The organism is Robbsia andropogonis (genome assembly GCF_000970345.1).
Classification (GTDB): Bacteria; Pseudomonadota; Gammaproteobacteria; order Burkholderiales; family Burkholderiaceae; genus Robbsia; species Robbsia andropogonis.
This window is the reverse complement of sequence record NZ_LAQU01000205.1, coordinates 1-975: the sequence shown is the minus strand read 5'-3', so window position 1 is coordinate 975 and position 975 is coordinate 1. Positions and strand designations below refer to the sequence as shown.

General features: G+C 51.8%; 1 protein-coding gene. It reads left to right on the top strand.

Features of this window, described 5'->3' with window-relative positions; genetic code table 11:
• Nucleotides 1-780: GIY-YIG nuclease family protein (locus WM40_RS27145; protein ID WP_236693734.1), on the top strand; the 780-nt coding region annotated here is incomplete at its 5' end.
• Nucleotides 781-975 lie beyond the last annotated feature (195 nt).

Below are 975 nucleotides of genomic sequence, written 5' to 3'. Positions count from 1 at the left end.
CCGATCACGCCCAACATAACTATTAAAGCCTGTCGAGGACAAATGCATCTGTACGACTTCATGCGAACTTGCGATCCTGATTTCGACCCGGCGACTTGCAAGGTTCACCTACCAACTTCGGTCGATAAGGAACAGCCACTGGACGTTTTCCTTGATGGTCGATTTGACGAATGGCAGTCGTTTCAAGGTCAGCAGAATTTCAAAAGGAAACATCTCATTTCCTTTGTCGGCGCGGGTCGCGATCGATGGCTCTTTGCCGGTTACTACCGGGTACTAGGATGGGAAGAAAGCGACTCACCCAGATGGCCTATTCGATACAACCTCGAACGCATTCAGTCGATGGAGCAATACGTCGGTCGTCTCTACGTGCATTGCAAGTACGGTCTACAGATGCGTTATATCAACACAGAGACCCTCGCTGACAACCTGTACGTGACCGATTTGCTCCGTGAGCGACGGGTTTATAACAGCTTCCCGGGGTTCAAGAAGACAAACGTAACAATGCAAGAGTTGCGCAGCTTGTTTCGGCACAAGGCTGACTCATGGCGTGCGGCTCTGTCGAGCGTCAAAGGTATCTACTTGATCACCGATCAGAGCAACGGCAAGCTGTACGTCGGGCAGGCGAATGGTACAGGCGGCTTTTGGGACCGTTGGCGTAACTACGCAGAGACAGGTCATGGGGGAAACAAGTACCTGATTCCTGAATTGAAGCTATCGGGCGAGGAACACTCGCACAACTTCAGATTCTCGATCTTGGAAGTGTGCCTTGCAGGCTACTGAAGACGAGGTGCATTCGCGAGAACAGCACTGGATGGACGTTTTGCAATCTAAGAAATTCGGATATAACCACGAGGGCACGAGGCGAAAAGCCTGATTGGTGGCACCGATCAGGCAGATGTTGCCCGGCGCCACGTTGCTGTGACCAACACAGTAATACTGACCCACCAGCATCACGTTCAATGACGATGGTGCTCG